This is a genomic window from Tardiphaga sp. GW822-FHT04G09, from assembly GCF_058800725.1.
On record NZ_JBXAMO010000007.1, the window covers coordinates 23,301 to 46,026 of the forward strand.

At 62.1% G+C, this 22,726-nt stretch carries 22 protein-coding genes; 15 read left to right on the forward strand and 7 right to left on the reverse strand.

All coding sequences use genetic code 11. The features are described 5' to 3' along the window. Positions 1 to 83 precede the first annotated feature (83 nt). Entirely contained in the window at positions 84 to 1,997 is a 1,914-nt protein-coding gene (locus AC1RLZ_RS14495; protein ID WP_493189157.1) for a peptidylprolyl isomerase, read from the reverse strand. A gap of 236 nt (positions 1,998 to 2,233) precedes the next feature. Between AC1RLZ_RS14495 and AC1RLZ_RS14500 the strand changes: the two genes are divergently transcribed. From AC1RLZ_RS14500 to pyrG, 5 genes are all read left to right on the forward strand, one after another. After that, positions 2,234 to 2,563 (forward strand): PepSY domain-containing protein, encoded by a 330-nt coding sequence (locus AC1RLZ_RS14500; RefSeq protein ID WP_493189158.1) that lies wholly within the window; start codon positions 2,234 to 2,236, stop codon positions 2,561 to 2,563. Positions 2,564 to 2,579: 16 nt separating this feature from the next. Further along, a complete protein-coding gene (locus tag AC1RLZ_RS14505; protein ID WP_493189159.1) occupies positions 2,580 to 3,167 on the forward strand; it encodes a general stress protein in 588 nt (195 codons plus the stop codon). Positions 3,168 to 3,240: 73 nt separating this feature from the next. Next, positions 3,241 to 4,014, forward strand: coding sequence for a triose-phosphate isomerase (gene tpiA / locus AC1RLZ_RS14510; RefSeq protein ID WP_493189160.1), 774 nt, complete (start codon positions 3,241 to 3,243; stop codon positions 4,012 to 4,014). Positions 4,015 to 4,212: 198 nt separating this feature from the next. Further along, positions 4,213 to 4,593: a preprotein translocase subunit SecG gene (secG, locus tag AC1RLZ_RS14515; protein ID WP_116663544.1), complete on the forward strand. Its 381-nt coding sequence runs from the start codon at positions 4,213 to 4,215 to the stop codon at positions 4,591 to 4,593. Between the two features lie 166 nt (positions 4,594 to 4,759). Next, the gene (gene pyrG / locus AC1RLZ_RS14520) at positions 4,760 to 6,391 is read left to right on the forward strand and encodes a CTP synthase (protein ID WP_493189161.1); all 1,632 of its coding nucleotides are present in this window, start codon (positions 4,760 to 4,762) and stop codon (positions 6,389 to 6,391) included. 76 nt (positions 6,392 to 6,467) lie between these two features. Here the strand turns inward: pyrG and AC1RLZ_RS14525 are convergent, their stop codons facing one another. Continuing rightward, a complete protein-coding gene (locus AC1RLZ_RS14525; RefSeq protein WP_493189162.1) occupies positions 6,468 to 7,661 on the reverse strand; it encodes a serine hydrolase domain-containing protein in 1,194 nt (397 codons plus the stop codon). 182 nt (positions 7,662 to 7,843) lie between these two features. On the opposite strand from AC1RLZ_RS14525, the gene AC1RLZ_RS14530 reads away from it, so the two are divergent. Further along, a complete protein-coding gene (locus AC1RLZ_RS14530; protein WP_493189163.1) occupies positions 7,844 to 8,890 on the forward strand; it encodes a histone deacetylase family protein in 1,047 nt (348 codons plus the stop codon). Between the two features lie 144 nt (positions 8,891 to 9,034). Here the strand turns inward: AC1RLZ_RS14530 and AC1RLZ_RS14535 are convergent, their stop codons facing one another. Beyond that, on the reverse strand, positions 9,035 to 9,349 hold the full coding sequence (locus AC1RLZ_RS14535; RefSeq protein ID WP_371422688.1) for a PAAR domain-containing protein: 315 nt from the start codon (positions 9,347 to 9,349) through the stop codon (positions 9,035 to 9,037). A 143-nt stretch (positions 9,350 to 9,492) separates the two neighbouring features. On the opposite strand from AC1RLZ_RS14535, the gene AC1RLZ_RS14540 reads away from it, so the two are divergent. From AC1RLZ_RS14540 to AC1RLZ_RS14550, 3 genes are all read left to right on the forward strand, one after another. After that, positions 9,493 to 9,819, forward strand: a complete 327-nt coding sequence (locus AC1RLZ_RS14540) for an NIPSNAP family protein (protein ID WP_149530538.1) — start codon at positions 9,493 to 9,495, stop codon at positions 9,817 to 9,819. A 165-nt stretch (positions 9,820 to 9,984) separates the two neighbouring features. Next, positions 9,985 to 10,842, forward strand: coding sequence for a 3-deoxy-8-phosphooctulonate synthase (gene kdsA, locus AC1RLZ_RS14545; protein WP_493189164.1), 858 nt, complete (start codon positions 9,985 to 9,987; stop codon positions 10,840 to 10,842). A gap of 36 nt (positions 10,843 to 10,878) precedes the next feature. Beyond that, positions 10,879 to 12,060: an MFS transporter gene (locus AC1RLZ_RS14550; protein ID WP_493189165.1), complete on the forward strand. Its 1,182-nt coding sequence runs from the start codon at positions 10,879 to 10,881 to the stop codon at positions 12,058 to 12,060. A 25-nt stretch (positions 12,061 to 12,085) separates the two neighbouring features. Here AC1RLZ_RS14550 and AC1RLZ_RS14555 read toward each other — a convergent pair whose 3' ends face one another. Beyond that, positions 12,086 to 13,012, reverse strand: coding sequence for a LysR family transcriptional regulator (locus tag AC1RLZ_RS14555; protein ID WP_493189166.1), 927 nt, complete (start codon positions 13,010 to 13,012; stop codon positions 12,086 to 12,088). Between the two features lie 128 nt (positions 13,013 to 13,140). Between AC1RLZ_RS14555 and AC1RLZ_RS14560 the strand changes: the two genes are divergently transcribed. Continuing rightward, the gene (locus tag AC1RLZ_RS14560) at positions 13,141 to 14,385 is read left to right on the forward strand and encodes an MFS transporter (protein ID WP_493189167.1); all 1,245 of its coding nucleotides are present in this window, start codon (positions 13,141 to 13,143) and stop codon (positions 14,383 to 14,385) included. 31 nt (positions 14,386 to 14,416) lie between these two features. Then, the gene (locus tag AC1RLZ_RS14565) at positions 14,417 to 15,628 is read left to right on the forward strand and encodes an FAD-dependent monooxygenase (RefSeq protein WP_493189168.1); all 1,212 of its coding nucleotides are present in this window, start codon (positions 14,417 to 14,419) and stop codon (positions 15,626 to 15,628) included. A 25-nt stretch (positions 15,629 to 15,653) separates the two neighbouring features. Here AC1RLZ_RS14565 and queF read toward each other — a convergent pair whose 3' ends face one another. Together queF and AC1RLZ_RS14575 are read right to left on the reverse strand one after the other, a co-directional pair. After that, complete coding sequence (queF, locus tag AC1RLZ_RS14570) at positions 15,654 to 16,133, reverse strand: preQ(1) synthase (protein ID WP_089264508.1); 480 nt, start codon at positions 16,131 to 16,133, stop codon at positions 15,654 to 15,656. Beyond that, positions 16,096 to 16,272, reverse strand: coding sequence for a hypothetical protein (locus AC1RLZ_RS14575; RefSeq protein ID WP_493189169.1), 177 nt, complete (start codon positions 16,270 to 16,272; stop codon positions 16,096 to 16,098). Before AC1RLZ_RS14575 ends, queF begins: the two co-directional genes overlap by 38 nt. Between AC1RLZ_RS14575 and eno the strand changes: the two genes are divergently transcribed. Together eno and AC1RLZ_RS14585 are read left to right on the forward strand one after the other, a co-directional pair. Further along, positions 16,262 to 17,545: a phosphopyruvate hydratase gene (gene eno, locus AC1RLZ_RS14580; protein ID WP_320444029.1), complete on the forward strand. Its 1,284-nt coding sequence runs from the start codon at positions 16,262 to 16,264 to the stop codon at positions 17,543 to 17,545. The two genes, AC1RLZ_RS14575 and eno, sit on opposite strands and share 11 nt — an antisense overlap. 209 nt (positions 17,546 to 17,754) lie before the next feature. Then, positions 17,755 to 19,836: a glycoside hydrolase family 113 gene (locus AC1RLZ_RS14585; RefSeq protein WP_493189170.1), complete on the forward strand. Its 2,082-nt coding sequence runs from the start codon at positions 17,755 to 17,757 to the stop codon at positions 19,834 to 19,836. A gap of 81 nt (positions 19,837 to 19,917) precedes the next feature. Here AC1RLZ_RS14585 and AC1RLZ_RS14590 read toward each other — a convergent pair whose 3' ends face one another. Further along, on the reverse strand, positions 19,918 to 20,601 hold the full coding sequence (locus AC1RLZ_RS14590) for a hypothetical protein (RefSeq protein WP_493189171.1): 684 nt from the start codon (positions 20,599 to 20,601) through the stop codon (positions 19,918 to 19,920). Between the two features lie 247 nt (positions 20,602 to 20,848). Between AC1RLZ_RS14590 and AC1RLZ_RS14595 the strand changes: the two genes are divergently transcribed. Then, positions 20,849 to 22,099: a hypothetical protein gene (locus AC1RLZ_RS14595; protein ID WP_493189172.1), complete on the forward strand. Its 1,251-nt coding sequence runs from the start codon at positions 20,849 to 20,851 to the stop codon at positions 22,097 to 22,099. An 18-nt stretch (positions 22,100 to 22,117) separates the two neighbouring features. Further along, positions 22,118 to 22,705: a protein-S-isoprenylcysteine O-methyltransferase gene (locus AC1RLZ_RS14600; RefSeq protein WP_493189173.1), complete on the forward strand. Its 588-nt coding sequence runs from the start codon at positions 22,118 to 22,120 to the stop codon at positions 22,703 to 22,705. Positions 22,706 to 22,726: the final 21 nt, after the last annotated feature.

Sequence of the window (22,726 nt, forward strand, 5' to 3'; positions counted from 1 at the left end):
TAGGATGGGTAGAGCGTTAGCGAACCCCATCACCTGCGATGCGGGGAGATGGCTTTCGCCTTCGGCTCTACCCATCCTACAGCCTAATTGGTGTTGCTGTTTGCGGCGCCGGTGGCGATCGCAACGGCTTCTGCGTTGATCTTGGTGCCGATCTGCGTTTCGAGCCTGGTGACATACTGCGCGACCTGTTCGTCGGTCAGTCCGCGCTGCAACGTCTCCTTCAGCTTCTTGGCATCTTCGGACGCCATGTCGACCGTCGGTGCGGTGATATCGGTGATCCGGTAGACGATCCATTCCGACGGCGTGGCGCCCTGAGCCTGTCCGGCCGAATCCTTGACGCCGCGGAACACGGACTGGATCACGCCAGCCGACAGGGCAGGGTCGCTCGCGTCACGCTTGAACGGCGCAGAGGTGACGACCTTGAGTCCGGCTGCAGCGGCTTCGTCGGCGAGCTTGGCGCCGCTTTCGAGCTTCTTCGCCATATCGACGGCCTTGTCGCGCAGGCGCGTGGTGATCTGCTCTTCGCGCCAACGCGCCTCGACCTGGGCCTTCACTTCGTCGAGCGTGCGGTCGCGCGCCGGCGTGACGCCGAGCACGTCGTACCAGATGTAACCCCCACCGGCCTGCAATGCGTCGTTGTCGACGCCGACATCGCTGTTGAAGGCCTGGGTCACGACGTCCACACCCGCGGGCAGGCCCGCAACTGGCTGGCCGTCCGGCGCCCGGCCGGAGCGATCGACGGCCTCGATGGTGACGGCGGTGAGGCCAAGCTTCTTGGCGGTATCGACGACATTGGCGCCGCCGCCGCGTTCGTCCTCGATCTTGTTGTGCATGTCGGATACGACGGCACGTGCGCGTTCGATGGCGATATCGCGCTTCAGGTTGGCGGCCACACTGTCATAGCTCGGCGTCGTTCCGGCCTGAACCTTGCCGACCTTGACCACCGTGACGCCGAATCGTCCGGTGATCGGCTGGCTGATGCTGTCCGGTGCCAGCGAGAAGGCGGCATTGGCGACGGAGGGGTCGAGAATACCCGCTTTGGCAACCATGCCGAGATCGATGTCGGAGGCGGACAGGCCGCGTTCCTTGGCGAGATCCTCGAACTTGAACGTATCGTTCAGCTTGGCGCGACCGGCTTCAGCGTCTGCCGCGTTCGGGAAGACGATCTGCGAGATCTGGCGCTGCTCCGGCGTGGAAAGCTTGTCCTTGCGCTCCTCGAACACTTTCCGGGCGTCGTCGTCCGACACTGTCGACCACTTCGCCATCTCATCAGGCGTCAAGGCGAGGAAGGCGATCTTGCGATATTCGGGCGCACGGAACTGGGTCTTGCGCTCGTCGAAATAGGCGGCGAGGGCTTCGGGCGAGGGCGCCTCAATGGTTCCGGCCTGCGCGGCATCGAGCTTCACGTAGTCGATGGTGCGGGTCTCGTTCTGATAGCGGCTCAGCGCCTCGATCATCGTCTTCGGCGGCTCGACGCCGGTAGTCACGGTGCCGGCGATCTGGCGGCGCAGCGAAACCTTGCGCTGTTCGGCGATATAGCGCTGTTCGGTGAAGCCGAGCGAACGGATCAGCTGCTGGAAGCGCGGCGCATCGAAGCCGCCGGTGGGACTCTGAAAGTTCGGATCCGCAACGATCTGCCGCATCACCTCGGCATCCGCCACACCCAGACCCTTGCGGCGCGCGTCCTCGTCCAGAGCGGCTTCGGCGACAACCTGCTGCAGCACCTGGCGGTCGAGGCCGAAGGCTCGGGCCTGATCCGAGGTCAGCGGGCGGCCGAACTGGCGGCCGATCTGCTGCAGCTTGTCGTTATAGAGCTGGCGGAACTGCTCGGTCGTGATCTCGGTCGAGCCGATGGTCGCGAGCTTGGATTGGCCGTAGCCCTTGAATGCGTCGGCGATGCCCCAGATGCCGAAGCTCACGATCAGCACGCCCATCACGACGGCCATAATCGTCTTGCCAATCCAGTTGGATGAGGCTTTGCGCATTCCTCGAAGCATAGGGTCTTCTTATCTGTCAGGAGGGGAATCGGCTCGCACCAGCAGCCCATGGGGCCGGAGGGCGTCGCCAAATAGGAGGCGCATCATAAAGTGGCAAAAGCCCCGTCGCAACCGGCTGGGACGGGGCGGATTGAAGCGGTTTCCGGCGCTTCGGCGGGACGTTACCGGCAGATGGAACTTTCCGGCCTGCTGCCGCTTTGTTGAGAGGGGCTGTCTTGGCCTGTCGGGGAGGGATCATGCGGGTCGGATGGCGATCGGGAGTTGCCGCCTGCGGCATCTGGATGGTGTTGATGCCTGCATGTGCACAGCAAAATCCTGCGATGCAGAACCCCGCTGTGACCGAGTCTACGAAGTCGCAGGCGAAAACAACGACGCCACCCCTTCCCGGAGCCAATAGTTTCGCTGAGGGGCAGGCCCGCAAGCTCTTGGAGTCTCAGGGCTATGCTGAAATTTCGCCGCTGGTGAACGACAGCCAGGGGATCTGGCGCGGCACCGCCATGAGCGGATCCAGGAAATTCCATGTCAGCGTCGATTACAAAGGCAACGTCTCTGCCACTCCGGAATGACCACAGGGACAGCACGATGAGCAAGGTGACGATCTCCCGACTGTTCGATGATTATGCCGACGCGCAGACGGCGGTGGTCCGTCTGCGTGAGGCCGGCGTGGCCGAGGACGACATCAGCATCATCGCCAACAATGCCGACAAATGGTACGCGCCCGACTATGCCGCAGGTGCCAGCAAGGGCGCCGCGATCGGCGCTGGTTTCGGCGGCTTCGGCGGGCTTCTCGCAGGCCTTGGCTTGCTGGCGATTCCCGGCCTCGGGCCGGTGGTCGCGGCGGGGTGGCTCGCCGCTGCAGCGGCGGGCGCGGTAGCCGCAGGCGCTGCCGGTGGCGTAATCGGAATGCTGGCGGAAGCCGGTGTTGCCGTGAACGATGCCGAAGTCTATGCCGAGAGCATCCGCCGCGGAGGTAGTTTGGTCAGTGCCAAGGTGGAGGTGGCCGACAGGGATCGGCTTGAGGCGCTCCTGCATCCATCCTCCGTCGATATCGCCAAGCGCCGCAGCGATCTGGCCTTAACGGGCTGGAGCAAGTTCGATCCTTCGGCGCCTGACCTCACGGCTGACCAGATCAAGCAAGAGCGCGGGTTGAGGGGCACTAAACCTGCCTAAGCTGCGAGTCAGCTTGAGCTGACGGATCGCCTCTGTTAGCTCAAACAACCTCTTTCAATCACAGGATACTCTCATGACTGATGCCGTTCGGCCGCTGATCGCTGGCAACTGGAAAATGAACGGCCTCAAGGCGTCAATGACCGAGTTCGAGGCGATGCTGCGCGGTGCGCCCGATGTGCTGGACAAGGCCGACCTGCTGGTCTGTCCGCCGGTCACGCTGTTGGCGATGTTTGCGTCGAAGGCATCGAGCTTTGGACAGGAGGGCAATCATGTCGTCTCAGTCGGGGCGCAGGATTGCCACAAGAAAGTCTCAGGCGCGCATACCGGCGATATCGCGCCGGAAATGCTGGCAGATGCCGGCGCAATCGCGGTTATCGTTGGACATTCCGAGCGCCGCGCCGATCACGGCGAGACCGACGCTGTGGTTCGCGAAAAGGCGCTCGCCGCCTGGCGCGCCGGGCTGACCGCCATCGTCTGCATCGGCGAGACCCAGGCCGAGCGCGATACCGGCAAGACGCTCGACGTCTGCGGCACCCAGCTCCAGGGCTCGCTGCCGGACGATGCCACCTCAGGCAACCTGATCGTGGCCTATGAACCGGTCTGGGCGATCGGTACGGGATTGACCCCGACAGCCCAGGATGTCGAGCAAGTTCATAAGTTTATCCGGGATCGTTTGATTGAGCGCTTTAAGAGCGAGGGGGTCTCGATCCGCATTCTCTATGGCGGTTCGGTCAAGCCATCCAACGCCAGGGAGTTGATGGCGGTTCCTCACGTGAATGGTGCGCTGGTGGGCGGCGCCAGCCTGAAGGCTGCCGATTTCCTTGCGATCGCGGCGGGCTGTCCTTAACTAGCTCGAATTGCTGGACTACGCGGGAAGCAATGGCGGCTCTGGGAGCGCTCCCTTCACACGGGAGCGGTCAAAGGCTGTCCCTTCCGGGGGTGACAATCCCCCGGTCGATCGTGTAGACACCGCTGGATTCAAACCCCGCAAGCTCTCAGACTGCAGCCGGCGATCGGCGCTGCGTGCTTGCGATGGAAGGACACGATGCAAAGCGTCATTATCGTTATCCACCTCATGATCGTCGCGGCCCTGATCGGGACGGTGCTGCTGCAGAAATCCGAAGGCGGCGGCCTGGGCGTCGGTGGCGGTGGAGGCGGCGGCTTCATGTCGAGCCGTGGCACGGCGAACTTGCTGACCCGCACCACAGGTTTTCTGGCGGTCGGCTTCTTCCTGACCAGCCTGTTCCTGTCGTGGCTCGCGACCTATGAGCGCAAGCCAACGTCGATCCTGCCGGGCTCGACCGCGCCGGTGTCGCAGCCGGGTTCCCCGCTGGCGCCGCCGACCTCGGGCGGCCTGCTGGATACGCTCAAGAAATCCGACGAACAGCAGGCTCCTGCAGCCCCGGCACCACCACGCTCGCAATAAAGCAGAGGCGCCATGCAGGACGGGGACTACCGTCCTGCATCAGCAGATCCCATCAAGGGGCTGCAATCATTTCGTTTTTCACGTCACCCACAGCCTCACCGATTCTCGGCTGACGGCTGCGATTCGTTTTGGCGAATCGGTTTCGGAGCCTTAAAGGTTAAGTCCCATGGCGCGGTACATTTTCATCACCGGCGGCGTGGTTTCCTCGCTCGGTAAAGGTCTGGCTTCAGCGGCGTTAGGCGCGCTGTTGCAGGCGCGTGGCTACAAGGTCCGGCTTCGCAAGCTCGACCCCTATCTCAACCTCGATCCCGGGACCATGTCGCCGTATCAGCACGGCGAAGTGTTCGTAACGGACGACGGCGCCGAGACCGATCTCGATCTCGGCCATTACGAGCGGTTCACCGGGCGGCCTGCCACCAAGCAGGACAACATCACTACCGGGCGGATCTATCAGGACATCCTCACCAAGGAACGCCGCGGCGACTATCTCGGCGCCACCATTCAGGTGATCCCGCACGTCACCAATGCCATCAAGGATTTCGTCCTGTCAGACAATGACGGCTACGATTTCGTGCTGGTGGAGATCGGCGGAACCGTCGGCGACATCGAGGGCCTGCCGTTCTTCGAGGCGATCCGTCAGCTCCGCAACGATCTGCCGCGCGGCGACACCGTGTTCGTGCATCTGACGCTGCTGCCTTACATCCCGAGCGCCGGCGAATTGAAGACCAAGCCGACCCAGCATTCGGTCAAGGAGCTGCGCTCGATCGGCATCCAGCCCGACATCCTGCTGTGCCGCTGCGACCGCGATATTCCCAAGGAAGAGCGCCGTAAATTGGGGCTGTTCTGCAATGTTCGCGAAAGTGCCGTGATCGAGGCGCGCGACGTCGATAACATCTATGCGGTGCCGGAGGCCTATCACGTCGCCGGGCTCGACGACGAAGTGCTGGCGGCATTCGGCATGACGCCGAAGGCGCTGCCCGAACTGAAGACCTGGAACACCATCAACGAGCGCGTCCGTCATCCGGAAGGCGCCGTGACCATCGCCATCGTCGGCAAATATACCGGCATGAAGGACGCCTACAAGTCGCTGACCGAAGCGCTGTCCCATGGCGGCATCGCCAACAAGGTGAAGGTCAATCTCGACTGGATCGAGAGCGAGGTGTTCGAGAATGAAGATCCCGCACCGTTCCTCGAACACGTCAACGGCATCCTCGTGCCCGGCGGCTTCGGCCAGCGCGGCGCCGAGGGCAAGATCCGCGCGGCGCAGTTCGCGCGCGAGCGTAACGTGCCGTATTTCGGCATCTGCTTCGGCATGCAGATGGCTGTGATCGAGGCGGCGCGGAATCTCGGCGGCATCAAGGACGCCAACTCGACTGAGTTCGGCGATACCAAGGAACCGGTGGTCGGCCTGATGACCGAATGGCTGCGCGGCAACGAACTCGAGAAGCGCAGCAATGCCGGCGACCTCGGCGGCACCATGCGGCTCGGCGCCTATCCGGCGACATTGACCAAGGGCAGCAAGGTCTCGGAAGTCTATGGCGGTGCCACCGAAATCTCCGAGCGCCACCGCCACCGCTACGAGGTCAATACTGTCTATAAGGACCGTCTCGAAAAGCACGGTTTGAAGTTCTCCGGCATGTCGCCGGACGGTGTGCTGCCGGAAATCGTCGAATACGAGAATCATCCGTGGTTCATCGGCGTGCAGTACCACCCCGAACTGAAGTCGCGTCCGTTCGAACCGCACCCGCTGTTTGCGTCCTTCATCAAGGCTGCAGCGGCGCAGAGCCGGCTGGTGTGATCGCGAAGAACGGATGATGCTTCGCTCGTCCGTTCTTCAGCAATCCGGAAAACGGCGTTCGCCGATCCCATGTCTGCTATCGACCGAAGTGATCGCTCACGGTTTCAGCGAAGCGAAGCGTCAGCTCGGTGAGGGGCGCGTCCAGCGGAGCCGCCTGCGACGATACCTTTGCGATGACCAATTCTTTCGCGGGCTCGACAAAGACGTTCTGACCGTGGATGCCGAGGCCGAGCGCCATTTTGCGGTCTCTCAGCACATACCATTTGTTGCGATAGTGCATCGATCGGCCGCCGAAATAGGGCGCGAGATCGCCGGCCGACCAGGCGGCCGGATCGCCGTTGGCAAGGATGTCATCGATCCACCCGGATGGAATGATGGACGTGCCGTTGCGGCTGCCGCCTTGCAGCATGAGCTGACCGACGCGCGCAAGATCCATCACGGTGGTGCAGATGCCGCCGGCGCAGCGCGGCGCGCCGAAACGGTCGACGGTGACATAGGCAGAGTATTGCGCGCCCATCGGTCGCCACAGATGCGTACTCATCAGATCCGCAAACCGCACGCCGCTCGCACGTTCCAGAATCCAGCCGAGCAGATCTGAATTGGGCGAGACATAGTGAAAGGGACCGCCATCCGGCCCCTCGCGATCTGTCAGCCCCGTCAGGAAGCTGCGCAAGTCGCTCGGACTCTCGCCCGGCCCAAGAGGGTTCCAGCCGGTCGCTTTGCGATATTCGACGATCGGGCCAGAGGTTGCGAGGTAGTTCTCGTCGAAACGAAGACCGACGCGCATGTCGAGCACGTGGCGGACCTTGGCGTCGGAATAAACGGATCCGCGCAGCTCCGGGATGATCGAGACAACCGGCTGCTCGGGATCGAGGATGCCTTTCCCGACAAGGATGCCTGCGACAAGTGCAGTCATTGATTTCGACACCGACATCAGGATGTGCGGTGTGTCCGCGCTCATGCCATTGGCGTAGCGCTCGAAGATCACTTTGCCCCGGTGCAGGATGGCGAGGCCATCTGTGTTGGTCGCATCAAGCAGTCGGTCAATCGAATAGCTGGTGCCGTCGTGTTCGACGGACAGCGATGAGAGGTCGCGGGGATCGGACTCGAACTGCCAGATGTCGCCGGGCGTATTCGGGATATCGGAGGAAGGTACGATGTCCCGGACATGATGGAATGCCCATTTGTTGTAAGGGTCGGTGCGCCAATTGGCCAACGTCGCCTGATCTTTGGGAAAGGATGGAAAGCCGGACATCAGCGCAGACGACATCAACAAAATCTCCAGTCAACGAAGCAGGGCACTCTGGCCGATTGCACCGCAGACGTCGAGAGACGTTGATCCCGCGCACAATGATGCGGAAGCACAACAGGCATGCGCAGGAGCGATGGGGAGAGAGCGTTGGCGACGGAAGCCCGGTCTGCTAACCCAGCAACCGACCGAAGGAGATTTTCATGCGTGCTTTCTATCACCCGGAGCAGGCGCTTCATTCGCCGCAGCAGTTCATGCGCTATGGCCGCTTTGTGCCCGTGAAGGACTCGCCCGTTCGCACCGAGCGATTGCTGGGCGCCCTGGCGCGTCATGGAATTAAGCCTGAAGAGCCGGCTGCCTATGGCACGGCGCCGGCGCTCACGGTTCATACGCCGGCCTATGTCCGCTTTCTGGAAACGGCCTGGGAGAACTGGGCGCAATTGCCGGATCATGGCCCCGAAGTCTGGCCACAATATTTCCCCTACTGGAGCGGGCGTCCGGAAGATGCTGCGCGGCCCGATTGCCCGGCCACGGGCTTCATCGGTCAGGTTGGCTGGTATCTCGGCGATCTGTCGGTGCCGATGGGACCAGACAGTTGGGGCTCAATTCTGCGCTCGTCGGAAACGGCCACCGCGGGCGCCGATGCCATCCTCGCGGGTGACCGTGCAGCCTATGCATTGTGCCGGCCATCCGGTCATCATGCCCGCGCCGATCGTGGCACCGGCTTCTGCTATCTGAACAACAGCGCGATCGCGGCGCAGCGCTTGCGCAGCCGCTTCGGCAAGGTCGCGATCATCGATGTCGATGTTCACCACGGCGATGGCACGCAGCAGATTTTCTATACGCGGTCAGATGTTCTGACGATCTCGGTCCACGGCGATCCGACCGACTTCGGGCCCTATTATACCGGTTATGCGAACGAGACCGGCTATGGTGCTGGGGAAGGCTTCAATCTTAATCTGCCGCTGCCTCCCGGCGCTCGCGGCGCCGAGATGAATGCAGCCCTCGATACGGCGATCGAACACGTTCGCGCATTTGGTGCCGATGCCCTTGTCGTGGCGCTCGGCTTTGATGCCCATCGCGATGATCCGATCGGCATCCTGAAGCTTGACGCAAAGGACTTCGGGAACGTCGGGAGCAAGATGCAATCGCTGGGTCTGCCGACGCTCGTCGTGCAGGAAGGTGGTTATGGGATCGATGCGATACAGGACTGCCTTGATGCGTTCCTGACCGGCTTCAGGCAAACGTAGCCTGCGTGGCGCGTAGGGCAGAGTACGCATCGCTCATCTGCGCTGGGCCGGCTCAGCTCTCGAAGGCCGTCGCCGGCTTGCAACAACGCGGAACGCCTCGTTGATACGATCCACTCCGATGCCGGAGGAGATGGTCGTCCGGTTTCACTTGCAGCCCGATGTGCTGTCTCCGGCACGGGCCATCGGCTTGCCGTTGATGAACACGCCAGTGCTGCCGGAGATTGTCTTGCCGCCACATTCGGTGCTGCCGCCGACGACGGCTGCAGGCTTGCCGTTGATGTAGACGCCTTTCGCGCCTTCGATGATCTTGCCATCGGTCGTGGTGTCGCCGACGCGCGCCGCCGGCTTGCCATCGACCATCACGCCGGTGGCGCCAGACGTGATCTTGCCGGGCTGTTGCGCAGCCGCAGGCATCGTCAGGATCATCAAGGCGAGTAGCGACAGCAGGGGCTTTTGCATCGTGAGTCCAAGTCCATTTGCCAAGTCAGTTGCGCCAGTGGCGGCATGATGTAAGCCTGACGGTACGCAGGCAAGGGACGATGCCGCAACGAGCCATGCGTTAGAGCCCGATAAGGCCGACAAAAGGGAAGGAACCAAAATCGATGATCTATGAATTGCGCGTGTATCGCTGTTTGCCGGGGCGTTTGCCGGCGCTGATGAAGCGATTTGAATCGGTCACATTGAAGCTGTGGGAAAAGCACGGGATCCGGCAGTCCGGCTTCTTCACTACGGTGATCGGCGAATCCAATCAGGAACTGACCTACATCCTCAAATGGGAATCGCTCGCGGAGCGCGAGAAGGTGTGGACTGCTTTCATGTCCGATCCCGAGTGGATGTCGGCGCGCGCCAAGTCCGAGGAGGACGGCCAGATCGTCGGCAATATCGTCAGCCAGCTGCTGGCGCCGACGGCCTTCTCGGCGCTGAAATAAGCCTGGTCCCGGGGGCAGGCCGGTCCGGCCGGTGCTGAGGCCGCCCTGGTCGGGTTGGAGGCGGCTTCCGCCGCAACCCTGATATTCCGACGGGCGGGATGGGCCTGATCCGGCTTGCATCCCGCCCGGTCCTGCGGTCATGGTCGCCGGAATAAGGAGACCATTTTGACCGCATCGTCCACAGCCGCGCCCGTCGTCGCACTCGGTACCGTCCGCTTCGGCAACAGCTTGCCGATCTCGGTGATCGCCGGGCCATGCCAGCTGGAAAGCCGGGCGCATGCGCTCGAAGTGGCATCGGCACTGAAGGAGATCGCGATCCGGCTCAAGATCGGCCTCGTCTTCAAGACCTCGTTCGACAAGGCCAACCGCACCAGCGCCTCCGCAGCGCGCGGCATCGGCCTCGATGACGCGCTGCCCATCTTTGCCGAGATCCGCGAGACGCTGGGCCTGCCTGTTCTCACGGACGTGCATGAGAACGATCAATGCGCCCGTGCCGCCGAGGCGGTGGACGTGCTGCAGATTCCGGCCTTCCTGTGCCGGCAGACCGATTTGCTGCTGGCCGCGGCAGCGACCGGCAAGGTGGTCAATGTGAAGAAGGGGCAGTTTCTTGCGCCTTGGGACATGGCCAATGTCGTCAGCAAGCTGACATCGTCGGGCAATGACAAGGTGCTGGTGACCGAGCGCGGTGCATCCTTCGGCTACAACACGCTGGTCTCCGACATGCGGGCGCTGCCGATCCTGGCGCGCACCACCGGGGCGCCGGTGATCTTCGATGCCACGCATTCGGTGCAGCAGCCGGGCGGCAAGGGCACGTCATCGGGTGGTGAGCGCGAATTCGTGCCCGTGCTGGCGCGCGCGGCCGTTGCCGTTGGCGTCGCCGGTGTCTTCATCGAGACCCATCCCGATCCGGACAACGCGCCGTCCGATGGGCCGAACATGGTGCCGCTGCGTGACTTCGAGGCGCTGGTGAAGAACCTGATGGCATTTGATGCGCTGGCCAAAGAGACGGCGGCAAAGGCCTAATATGCAATTCCGGTCCGCGGCGCTGGCAGCGACCTGATGCCCCCCGTTCTCAACATTATCGCACTGGCATCCTTCGCCGCCGCGCTGTCGATGCGTGCGCTCGACCCGGTACTGCCGCATGTCGCAGACGATCTGTCCATTACGGTGGCAGTCGCCGCGGGCCTGGCATCAGCGCTGGCCTTCACCTTCGCCATCGTGCAGCCGGCGCTTGGTGCCGCTGCCGACCTGTTCGGCAAACCGCGCCTGATGATCGTCTGTCTGGTGCTGCTCGGCATCGCCAACATCCTCGGCGCGATCACCACCGACTATCCGCTGCTGCTGGCGACGCGCGTGCTGGCCGGCATCGGGGCAGGCGGGGTGTTTCCGGTTACCCTCAGCCTCACCAGCGATCTGGTCGGGCCGAAGCTGCGTCAGGTGGCACTCAGCCGCGTGATGGCCGGCGCCATGACCGGCAATCTGCTGGGTTCGACGGCATCGGGCGTTATCGGCGATTTCTTCGGCTGGCGCGGCGTGCTGGTCATTCTCGGCGGCCTCGCGATCGTAGCGTCAGTTGCGGTGGCGTACGGCTTCAAGGGTGCCGCGATCATCAAGCCGACTGTGAAGGCCGACTTCGGCAAGCTTGCCCAAGGCTACAGGGTGATCTTCCGCAACCCGAACACGCTGATTGTCTACAGCGCGGTGTTCATCGAAGGCTGCTGCATCCTCGGCCTGTTTCCCTATATCTCGTCATTCCTGTTCGATCGCGGCGTCACCAGCCTCTCAATCGCGGGCCTCGTGATCGCCTGCTTTGCCGTCGGCGGCCTGTTCTATACGGCGACCGTGTCGCGCATGCTGGCACGGCTCGGCATCAACGGCATGATGATCTATGGCGGCATCGTGATCGCGATCCAGCTCGCCGCCACGGCCTTCAGCCCGAACTGGCAGATCCAGGCGCTGAGCCTGCTGCTAATGGGCTGGGGCTTCTACATGCTGCACGGCTCGCTGCAGATATTCTCGACGGAGCTGTCACAGGAAGCCCGCGCCAGCGCCATGTCGCTGCACGCCTTCTGCTTCTTCATGGGCCAGTCTGTCGGCCCTATCGCCTACGGCTTCGGGCTCGCCCATGCTGGCAAGATGCCGACGCTGCTGATGAGCGCAGCGATCGTCTTTGTGCTCGGCTTTGCGGCCGCGAAGCTGCTGAAGCAGCGCAAGCCTGCGGATGCCATCGAGCCTGTCTGACCAAGTTGATTGAGGTGGCGTCGGGTCAGTCGTGATCGAGCAAGAGCTCGCCACGCAACATCAGCTGTGCGGCCTCCGCCTTCAACAAACGAACGAATTCATCGGCCGCAGGCGATAGTGAGCGGCTGACGCGATGCGCGACCTCGATCTGGCGGGTGACGGATGGTTCCACCAGCGGGCGCGCAACCAGCGTGTCTTTCGCTAGCGCGGTGATGGCATAGAGCGGCAGGACGGTGACACCGAAGCCAGCGTCGACCATAGCGACGATGGTTGTCAGTTGATCCAGTTCGAATGTCGGTTCTGCAGCGAGGCCCGCTGTCGCAAATCCGCGTTCGAGTTGCTCTCGAATGCCGTTGCCGCGGCGAATGGCGATCAGGGGAATGCCTTCCAGATCCCGCCAGCGCACCTGCGCAAGGGCGGCAAGCGGATGGTCGGGCTTACACAGCAGGGCAAATTGATAGGGTACGAGCGGGATGCGGGTAATCGCGTCCTCGTCATGCCGGAACGTGCCAACAGCCAGATTGATCTCGCCATCGAGCAGCAGTTGATAGATCGCCGACACCGCGCGATCGATCAGGGTCACGCTCACGCCCGGTGAGGATTGCGCGAATTCCGCCATCACCGGCGGCAGCAATGCAGCTGCGAGCAAAGGCGGCGCGCCGACGATGATGCGGCCGCGCTGGCGCTTTGCAACTTCGCGCGCCCGGCGAATGGCGGCATCCATATCCCCCGTCAGTCGCTTGGCGTCCTGGAGGAATTCGGTCGCAGCTTCGGTCAACTCCACACGCCGAGTCGAACGGTCGAACAGCCGGAAGCCGACTTCGGTCTCGAGATCGCGGATGAGACCCGACACCATCGGCTGCGCCATTCGCAGCCGCTCCGATGCGCGCGTGAAATTCTGAGTCTCCGCCACCGCGAGAAGGGCTTGGAGCTGGCGAAGGGTCACACTCATGGCTCACGCCCGTGATGTTGATTTATATCAATTTCATATCACTTGATCAATGAAAGCCGAATTGTCAAATAAATAACAGCGGCTTAGCTTCCCCACAGCGCGGATCACAACGGCGCATGGGAGGAAGAATGAGCAGTTCGGCCGTAGAAGAACGTCTCGCCTCATCGATAGGTCAGGATCGCGCGTCCACCGGATGGTGGGTGGTGTTTGGTTCGACGCTGGCGCTGATCGTCGGTAACGGGCCGATCATTCTGTTTACCTTCGGTGTGCTGTTGCAGCCGATCAGCGCAGAGTTTCACTGGCCACGCGGCGCGCTCGCCGCTGCAGTGGTCACGTCTCACGTCGCCGGTGCGCTGATGATGCCGTTCGTCGGCATTTTGATCGATCGTTTCGGCGTCAAGCGCATCGCGCTGCCAGCGATCACGCTATTCGCTGCGACGACGGCCTATGCCGGAACGCTGGGTAACAATCTCACGGCGTTCATTGCACTCTACGGATTGCTGGGAGTTTTCGGTGCCGGACATTCCACGCTGATCTATGCCCGCGCCGTCTCAACCTGGTTCGATGCGCAGCGCGGACTTGCGCTCGGGATCACGCTGGCTGGCATCGGCATCGGCGCCGCCGTTGTTCCGAAATTTACGCATTACTTCGTCGGCAGCTATGGCTGGCGCGAAGCCTATTTCGCGCTCGGCGCGTTGCTTTTCGTCGTGGGCTTCACATCGGTTTCGTTGTTCGTGAAAGATCGTCCCGTCCAGAGCAAGGCTGACGTGGCATTGCTCGAAGGCCTGACACTCAAGCAGGCGCTGACCGGATATCGCTTCTGGTTTGCATCACTGGCGATGATGTTTGCCGCCGCGGCCATCAACGGAACCATCGCGCATATCGTGCCGGTGCTGTCCGACCGCGGCATTGCGGCTGGCACTGCGACCACGGCCGTTGCCGCGTCCGGGCTGTCGCTGATCATCGGGCGGATGTTGTCAGGCTTTGCGATGGATCGCTATCAGGGACCGCACGTCGCCGCGTTCTTCTTTCTCATTCCGCTTGTCGGGATGGCACTGCTTGGCTTCGGCGCGATCGGTCCGACGGCCATCGTCGCTGCTGTTCTTCTCGGTCTGGGCATCGGCGCCGAAGGCGACATCATGGCGTACCTCACCGGTCGCTATTTCGGCATGAAACATTACGGCCTGATCTATGGCTGCGTCCTTGCGTTCTTCACGCTGGGCTCGGGCCTCGGGCCCTGGCTGATGGCTCACGCATTCGATCTCTATCACAGCTATGCCATCGGACTTATCGGCCTTGGTCTGACACTTTCCGCAGCCGTCGTGCTCGTCGCGACGCTGGGCGCCTATCCGTATCCGCCGCGGCAACGCTGACACACAGACAACGACTGGAAGAGAGAGTGTCATGAAGCACAACGAGAACCCGATTCCAAAAATCCACGCTGCCATCGTCGGAGGAGGCATTTGCGGGCTCGCAGTGGCGAACGCGCTCAGGTTTCGCGGCATCGACGTCACGGTGTTCGAGCAGGCGCCCGCACTGGGGGAAGTCGGTGCCGGCGTGTTCATCTACCCGAACAGCCTTCGCCAGCTGGAGCGGATGGGTCTGGGCGATGCGCTCGCGCGGGTCGGCGCGAAAGTCGGACCGGGGTCGCAGTACTATCGCATGGACGGTACGGTCGTGGGATCGATCCTCACCACTGACTCCGCCGGCTGGAACGGCATGTACGGCATGCACCGTGCCGACCTGCTGAACACCCTTGCTGCAGCATTACCGCCAAGCGCGGTGCGCACCGGGCATCGCTGCATAGGTTTCGAACAGACCAGCGAATCCGCACGGCTCACATTCGCCAACGGCGCCGTATTCGACGCCGACATCGTCATCGCCGCGGATGGCATTCAGTCGACGCTGCAAAAATACGTTGTTGCGCCGCAGCCGCCTGAATATTCCGGATCGCGCGCCTATCGCGGTCTGATCGCGCGCGACAAGCTCACGGACTGGCGTCCCGAGGCGCATCAGGTCTGGATGGGCGACGGAAAGCACTTCATGGTCTTTCCGGTGCGCAGTGGTCACCTTCTGAATTATGTCGGCTTCGTTCCGACGACGGATCAAACCGTCGAGTCGTGGTCTGCAGTCGGCGATCGCGACGAACTGGCGTCATCCTTCGCCGGTTGGGATCCGCGGGTGGTGGATCTGCTCGGCAAGGTCGAGACCTGCTTCTGGTGGGGGCTGTATGATCGCAGGCCGTTGCCGACTTGGACCAACGGTCGCCTCGTGCTGCTCGGCGACGCCGCCCATCCAATGCTGCCGCATCTGGGGCAGGGCGCCAATCAGGCCATCGAGGACGGTGTCGCGCTCGCCAAGTTTCTGGAAGGCCGGAGTCCCGACGAGATCGTTGGCCTGTTGCCGCGCTACCAGCAATTTCGGCGCGTGCGCACGGACATGATCCAGGCCGAGGCACGCCAGAACGGTCTGCGCTACGACTCCAAGTACAAGAGCCTGGAGCAGCGTGACAAGGAGATCGCCAATTCGGCGGCGTTCCGCAAGTCGCTGTACGACTACGATGTCGAAAAGGCCGCTGTCGCAGAGCTAGAAGACAACAACGTCCCGGCACTCTGACGGACACGGGTGCGCGAGACGGCGTTCACCCCCGCCCGCGATAGGGCGCAACGCCCTGCTCGGGGACCCAGACGCCCTTGGGCAGCGTTCCGGTCTGCCAGAACACGTCGATGGGGATGCCGCCGCGGGGATACCAGTAGCCGCCGATGCGCAGCCATTTCGGCTTGATGGCCGAGGCCACGCGTTTGCCGATCTCGACGGTGCAATCCTCATGGAAGGCGCCGTGATTACGGAATGAGGCGAGATAGAGCTTGAGCGACTTTGACTCGACCAGCCACTGGCCCGGCACATAGTCGATCATCAGATGGGCGAAATCCGGCTGGCCGGTGATCGGGCACAGCGAGGTGAATTCCGGCGCCGTGAAGCGCACCACGTAATTGGTGTCCTTCTGCGGATTTGGTACCCGGTCGAGTTTGGCCTGTTCGGGGGAGGTCGGCCATTCCACGGCACGGCCGAGCTGCAGGTCATCAGGCAATTTCGGGGATTTGCGGGGTGTTTTTGACATAAATATCTCCGTTACGGCGGTTCATAGCCAATCCCGGGGCCGCCGTCACGCCAAGCGGGGTTTTCCCGCCGGGAGGCTTGCTGTAGAAGCGGCGCCAACCACCCACCCCCAGCACAAAGAGGGCATCCATGACCGCCATCGTCGACATCATCGGCCGCGAAATTCTCGATAGCCGCGGTAACCCCACGGTTGAAGTCGACGTCGTCCTCGAAGATGGGTCGATGGGCCGCGCCGCGGTTCCGTCGGGTGCCTCCACCGGCGCCCATGAGGCGGTCGAGCTGCGCGACGGCGACAAGTCCCGCTATCTCGGCAAGGGCGTGCAAAAGGCTGTCGATGCCATCAATGGCGAGATCTTCGACGCCATCGGCGGCATGGATGTCGAGAACCAGGTCCAGCTCGACGAGATCATGATCGAGCTCGATGGCACCCCGAACAAGTCGCGTCTTGGCGCCAATGCCATCCTCGGCGTCTCGCTGGCCGCTGCCAAGGCGGCAGCGGAATCCTTCGACATGCCGCTGTATCGCTATGTGGGTGGTACCTCGGCCCGCACGTTGCCGGTGCCGATGATGAACATCATCAATGGCGGCATGCATGCCGACAATCCCATCGACTTCCAGGAATTCATGATCATGCCGGTCGGCGCGTCCTCCTTCGCCGAAGGCCTGCGCTGCGGCGCCGAGATCTTCCATACGCTGAAGAGCGAGCTGAAGAAGGCCGGCCACAACACGAACGTGGGCGACGAAGGCGGTTTCGCGCCGAACATCGGCTCGGCCGAAGCGGCGCTGGATTTCGTGATGGCCGCCATCGGCAAGGCCGGTTACTCCGCCGGGAAGGACGTGATGCTGGCGATGGACTGTGCCGCCACCGAGTTCTTCAAGGATGGCGCCTATGTCTATGGCGGCGAGAACAAGACCCGCAACATCTCCGAGCAGGCCAAGTATTTGGCGCAGCTCGTGGCCAACTATCCGATCGTCTCCATCGAGGACGGCATGTCGGAAGACGACATGGACGGCTGGAAGCAGCTGACCGATCTGATCGGTTCGAAGTGCCAGCTGGTTGGCGACGATCTGTTCGTTACCAACGTCACGCGTCTTGCCGACGGCATCAAGAATGGTCGCGCCAATTCGATCCTGATCAAGGTCAATCAGATTGGCTCGCTGACCGAGACGCTGAGCGCCGTCGAGATGGCCTACAAGGCTGGTTATACCGCGGTGATGTCGCACCGTTCGGGTGAGACTGAAGACTCCACGATCGCCGATCTCGCCGTCGCCACCAATTGCGGACAGATCAAGACCGGCTCGCTGGCACGCGCAGACCGGACCGCCAAGTACAATCAGTTGCTGCGCATCGAGCAGCAGCTCGGCACCCAGGCGAAATATGCCGGCAAGGCTGCCCTGAAGGCGCTCGCGTAACGCGCGCCGCGGCTGCCTCGGCGGCGGAAATCTACGTGATCAACGCCGTTCGCTGAAAGTGCGAGCGGCGTTTTTCATTGAATGTCCCTGACCGCGCAAGTCGACAACGCTATTCAATTTGTAGACGTCATCATGATACCCCATTGCGGTCGCGAAGGTATCACGTTGCGAGTTCAGCCTCCCCAGGCAATGCCGATGGGAGAGCGCAAATGCCCAACATCTTTAAGGTCCAAGGTTTCGGTGCACTGTCGGAGTGGAATGGACAGTTCTCCAGTGCGTCGGCCGATCAGGCGTTTCAGACGATAGCGTCACTCGGATCGAATTCGATCGCGCTGACGACGCGGATATGGACCGACAGCCGAACCGGCAATGACGTGCTCGCCGTGCCGGCCAAGACCGAAAGCGATGCAAGCCTGCTCGCTGGTTTTCAGAACGCACATGCCGCTGGGCTGGACGTTGTTTTCAAGCCGGGCATTACAGGTCTCGACGGTACGATCTCCCACAGTCTGGCGCCGTCGAATGTCGATGCATTCTTTGCGTCCTACAAGGCAGAGATCGTTCACCTGGCTGAAATTGCAGAGCAGGGCGATGTCGCCAGTTTCGCCATCGGCAATGAGATGAGCAGCCTGTCGGGCGAGGCCTATCGCAGCTACTGGACCGATATCATCTCGGCCGTGCGCGGCGTCTATCATGGCGAAGTCACTTACGCGGCGGCAACCGACGAGGCCTCCAAGGTCAGCTTCTGGGACCAGGTCGACACGATCGGCATCAACGCCTATCCGCCATTGACGTCGAGTACGACGCCGACGGTGGCCGATCTTGTGCATGCCTGGAACGAGGTGCCGTTCAATCCGTATTACGCCAAAGCTTTCGGTTACCAGTCGCCCGTCGATTTCTTTCACTCGCTGGCATTGGACTACGGCAAGCCGGTGCTGATGACCGAGGTCGGCTATCGCAGCATCGATGGCACCGCGATCAATCCTGGCGGCGGATCATCCAAGGCACCTGCGGATATTGCGGAGCAGGCTGATGCCTATAACGCGTTCTTCCAGGTCTGGAGCGCGCATGGCGGCAGCTGGCTGAAGGGCGTTGAGTTCTGGCAGTGGGATCTCAACAACTTCTACTCCGAGACCGGCTATTCGGTCATGGACAAGCCGGCGCAGGACATTATCGATCAATACTTCCACGGCAATGGCACGATCCCCGGCCTGACGGTGACGGGGTCATCGATCGGGGACACCATCGATCTGGGGAGTGGCAATAACGTTATCTACGGCGGGCGCGGTCATGACGAAATTCGCACCGGCGCCGGTAACGACATCATTGTTGCAGGACCAGCGACGGCGGAAAAGCTGACGAGCACGACGATTACGCTGACCGGCTATGGCTCCGTGGTCGACGGCGTTGGTGCGCAAGCGCAGATCATGGTGAACGGCCAGCCACTCTCTGGCATGCATGAGTTTACTTCGGCGACGGACCCGTCCGGCTATCAAACCTGGACGGTGACGTTCGACAATCCGGCGCAAATCGCCAGTATCGACGTCAATCTGGCGAATTCTGCGCCGGGGAGAGCCTTGCACTTCAAAGACATCGCCATCAACGGGGTTGAACTCCATCCGAGCGACGGCACCAATGCCAGTTCGCCCGGCTCGTTTGATCTCTATGTGCGGAGCATCCACTTTGATACCGCCCAACATCAGGACTGGTTCTTTGGGGCGTCGAGCGACAATGATGTCATCCGCGCCGGCGCTGGCGACGACATCATTACGGGTGGTATCGGCAACGATATTATCAACGGCCAGGCTGGTATCGATACTGCGGTGTACTCCGGCAATTTTGCTGACTACACGATCAGTCACAGTGGAAACCAGATCGTCGTCGCAGATGGGGTCGTAGGCCGTGACGGCACCGACTATCTCATGAATGTCGAATTGATGAAATTCGCCGACGGTACCTATGCCACCGACACGCTGGCGAAACAGACCGGGGCATCGACAACGACCGCCGCGACGCCAGTCGCACCGGCGGCTACGGTCACTGCGAGTGACGTCATCAGTCGGGCTGCCAGCGATAACTTCGCGTTCAAGCCATCAGTGACGTCTAACATCGTTCCACACGGTGAGACAGGTGCGGTGCATGCGGTCGATGCCACTGCGCTGGTTTCGAATGTCGGGATCAATGCGGCGCTTCATACCGACGCCGCGCCAGATCACCTTGTTGATCACACGGCTTCGGATTCTCCGAGTGAGGCGGCAGCGTCAACGACCCATCACGACGTCTTTCTCGTATAGGACAGCTCGCGGCGGGGCTGGAATCAATCAGCCGAGGTGATGGCCACCTCGGCTGATTTTCAGTCAGGACTTTTTGAGCGGCTATTGTGCCGGAGCGGCCGAGACTTGTGCAGGCTTCGGCGTGGCTGGTTTGCGGCGGATGCCGCTGCCGGTGACGGCCAGCACGCGGGCGATCGCCTGGCGCTGCAGGCTGTCGTCCTTGTCGATCGAGAAGTGATTGGTGGTGCTGCTCTCGTTGACATTGGCAAGCTTGCCCTTGAAGCGGGGATCCGCAGACACCGCGCGTCCCCACCCAGCGGGTACGTAATAGTTCACGATCTGCTTCACGTTGTTGGGGACGGCATCCGGCGCCACCGGATCGAAGTTCACGATCAGCGCCACCGGAACATTGTATTGCGCGAGCTTGCGGGCGACCGAGATGGTCGCATCGGCGCCGGCCGAATGGCCCATCAGGATGATCGGTTCACGGTTACCGGCCTTGTACTTGGCGATCATGTCGTCCGCCTGGCCGCTCCACAGCGTATGATTGCTGACAGAAGAGGCGACGCCAGCAGCCTCGAGCTTGTAGGCAAGCTGATCCATGCCGAGCGAGAACACGTTCATGAGGCCACGATAGAGATAGACATGGCCGGGGCGGCGCCCGGGTGCGGCATCGGCATCCCCGGAACTCGCGAGCGCGGCCGCAAAGAGCGACGACAGAATCAGCAAAACGGCCGCCGGAGAGGTCCACGACGGCCGTTTGAAGCCCTTGAGAGCAATCGACATAGTGCTTTCTTTCTTCGAAAAAACCCGCGACATGTTCAGACATAAGACCCTGCCGTCAATCACAGTCCTGCCTCGATTCCCGAAATTGTGATGGGAGCAGTTGCAAAAGGGGGGCTGTGTGACCTGCGGGCGACAAAATCCTGCCTGACGCTTCCGTTTTGGGCATGGGCAGGTGTTTGTCGGCGCGGGCGAATTTGCTATGCACCGGATCAGAACGGTGTGTGATGCACTCGGGAGCGAACGGACGATGATCGCGCGGCGGCATGTCTTCCACATTGGCGGGTACGACCCGATTCTGCCGGACACGCAACTCGAGCGGTTCCGCCGTTCGCTGTCGAGTTTCGAGAAGACGTGGAGCGTGTCCGCGAAGGCGTCCGGCGTGCTTGACGCTACGGATGTGAGCGCATCCTGGCGGGCCGAGACCTCCGGGCCGAACTGGACGACAGAAACCACCTACGAAATGCTGCGCTGGGATGACCTGATCCTGCAGGATCACAGCCGGGGCATGCTGTCGCGATTGGGCGCCGCCTTTGTCACGCTGGGCGACTGGCTGGTGACGGGAACCCTGTTCCGATTCTTTTATGCGAGCTGGAAATATGCCGGCTTCTTCCTGTTCTCTTACCTGTGGATCGCGGGCTTCGCTGCGGGTGGCGCGGCGGTCGGCTATGGGTTGACTTGGCTGCTCGGTATCTCAGGCGCGGCTGGATGGATCGGCGGCGGCGTCGTGGCCGCAGCCGTGTTCACGGCGCTCCTGCATCATTACGGCTGGCGCAAACCGATCAATCACGTGTTCGACGACTGGATCTTCTCGCGCCAATATGTCCACGGCCAGCGCCCAAAGATGACGGCGCGCGTCGATGAATTCGCCAGGGTGATCGCGGCGCGCGCGCAGAAGGCCGATGTCGACGAGATCGTGATCGTCGGGCATTGCCTTGGCGCGGCGCTGGTGATGGAGGCGGTGGCCCGCGCACTCGCGCTCGACCCGGATCTCACCAAACACGGCCCGACAATCTGCGTGATGACGGTGAGCGCTACTATCCCGAAATTCGCGTTGCATCCCGCCGGCAAGAGCGTGCGCGCGGCGACGCGCCTCGTCGCCGATACCCCGGCGATCCGCTGGACTGAATATCACGCCCGTGACGACGTCATCAGTTTCTACCGCTTCGATCCGGTGACCTTGAAGCGTCGCAGCCGCGATCGCGACGAGGGTCGGCCGAACATCCGGCGCGTCCAGATGCATGCGATGATGGGCATGGAGCAGTTCAAGCGCTATCGCTTCAACTTCATGCGCATCCATTATCAGATGGTGATGGGCAATCAGTGCCGCGCGCCTTACGATTATTGCATGGTGATCTGCGGTCCTCTTGATTTCGAAGAGATCACCGCGGGTGAAGGTGGCCTCAAACGCTTTGGTGCGGACGGCGCGTTGCTGGACACGCCGCTGTCCAAAATCACTTCCTCTCAATCGCAAGCCGGGGCATCCGTGAATGCCGCATGATGGCTTGAACGGACCACAATGACCGCGTCACTTCTTGGAACATATGTCTGGGCGATCGGTCTGATCGCCTGGTTCATCATTCGCTATCCCTATGCGCGCAAGGCACGCCGTACGGCGACGCTGCGCGCGGTCGGCTGGAGCCGCGAACGCATCCTGCTGGCGATCGCCACCATCGGCCTGTTCGTGGTGCCGCTGATCTGGCTGGTGACCGGCTGGCCGGTCGCGCTGAACTATCAGCTGAATTATGCGGCGGTCGTGGTTGGCGCTGCGCTCTATGTGCTGTCGCTCTGGCTGTTTCGCCGGTCGCACAAGGATCTCGGCCGGCAGTGGTCGGCAAGCCTGGAAATCCGCGAGGCTCACCAGATCGTGCGTGCCGGCGTCTATCGCAGCATCCGCCATCCGATGTATGCCTCATTCTGGTTGTGGGCACTGGCGCAGGCATTCCTGCTGCCGAATGCCATGGCCGCGCTGGGTGGGCTGGTCGCAATCGCGATCCTGTTCTTCACCCGCATCGACTATGAAGAGCGGATGCTGATCGAAGCATTCGGCGACGACTACCGAGCCTATATGCGCGAAACCAAGCGTATCATTCCGGGCATCTACTGACGCGGCATCAGACCGCCGGAC